Consider the following 1624-nt stretch of genomic DNA (forward strand, 5'->3'; position numbering starts at 1 on the left):
CTGAGCCTGGATCCACGGGGTTGGTAATGCGATGAAAGCCGCGATATGAGGAGAGGTGCCCTGCAACCTGGGATGATGGGAGTTCTCTACGCTTCCAGCAGCCAGATTGAACGGACACCTCTCAAGTGCGATTGTTTCACGCCGCTGCCAAGACGCATGCGGCGTTCGATGACGAGCATGTGATCGCGTACGCGGGCCTGGTGCCGGCGATGCGGCTGGCCGAGCGCTGTGGCCTGGCCTCGCTGGTCGGCGAGCACGTGTCGCTCCGGTGCCGGGACGGGGCGAACGCGCCGGTCAAGGTCGCCTCGGTGGTGGCCGGGATGCTGGCCGGGGCCGACAGCATCGACGATCTGGACGTGCTGCGGCACGGCGGGATGGACAAGCTGTTCACCGGCGTGCGCGCCCCGTCCACGCTCGGGTCGTTCCTGCGCGCGTTCACCTGGGGCAACGTCCGCCAGTTGGAGAAGACGGCGCGTGTACTGCTGGCCCGGCTCGCGGCGCACACGCCGCTGCTGCCCGGCGCGGACGTGCTGGCGTTCCTGGATGTGGACTCGATGCAGCGCCGCACCTACGGGTACGCCAAGCAGGGTGCCGGGTTCGGCCATACCAAGATTCAAGGCAAGAGCGTGCTGGTCAAGGGGCTGAATGTGCTGGCGGCGAGCCTGTCGACGCCGGTGGCCGCGCCGGTGGTGACCGGCACCCGGCTGCGCGGCGGGAAGAGCGCCTCAGCCCGCGGAGCATCCTGGTTCGTGCGCGAGCAGATCGGCACGGCCCGGTCCGCCGGGGCCAGTGGCCTGCTGGTGATGCGCGGTGACTCGGCGTTCTACAGCGAACAGGTCATCGGAGCCTGCCAGGCGGCGGGCGTGTGCTTCTCGGTCACCGCCAAGATGGATCCCAAGATCAAGGCCGCGATCGCGGCCATCCCCGAGACCTCCTGGATCTCCATCGATTACCCGAAGGCCATCTTCGATGCTCAGGCCGGCGGGTGGGTGTCGGACGCCCAGATCGCAGAGGTCGGCTACACCGCTTTCGCCTCCAAGAACAACCCGGTGACCGCCCGCCTTATCGTGCGCCGGGTCAAACGGCTCAACCCTCAAGCCGCCAGCGGGCAGGACGAACTGTTCCCGGCCTACCGCTACCACCCGGTCTTCACCGACAGCCCGTTCACCTTGGTCCAAGCCGAGGCCCAGCACCGCGACCACGCCATCATCGAGCAGGTCAACGCCGACCTGATCGACGGGCCGCTGGCGCATCTGCCCTCTGGCGACTTCAACGCCAACGCCGCATGGCTCACCTGCGCGGCCATCACCCACAACCTGCTACGCGCCACCGGCACCCTGGCCTCGGCGTTCCACGCGCGTGCCCGCGGCGCCACCCTGCGCCGCCACCTGATCAGCGTTCCGGCCCGGCTCGCCCGGCACGGCCCGGCAGGACCAGCAGGGCACATCACCGTGCACCTGCCCGAGCACTGGCGCTGGCAGGCCGAGTGGATGAACACCTTCCGGGCCGTCCACGACCCACCACCAGCGACAGTGGCCTGACCCGCCCCGACCCGGTCACCGTTCCCGACGACCATCACAGTCACCGCGCCCGCCGGCGCATCCCACCCCCGATCCGCACCCCC

The 1624-nt window shown here is 69.2% G+C and carries 1 protein-coding gene; it reads left to right on the forward strand.

The genetic code is table 11. The annotated features are described in order from the left end of the window. Positions 1 to 125 precede the first annotated feature (125 nt). A complete protein-coding gene (locus tag ACGFK0_RS37640) occupies positions 126 to 1541 on the forward strand; it encodes an IS1380 family transposase (protein ID WP_392913559.1) in 1416 nt (471 codons plus the stop codon). Positions 1542 to 1624 lie beyond the last annotated feature (83 nt).

The organism is Spirillospora sp. NPDC048823, from assembly GCF_043198445.1.
Lineage (GTDB): Bacteria > Actinomycetota > Actinomycetes > Streptosporangiales > Streptosporangiaceae > Spirillospora.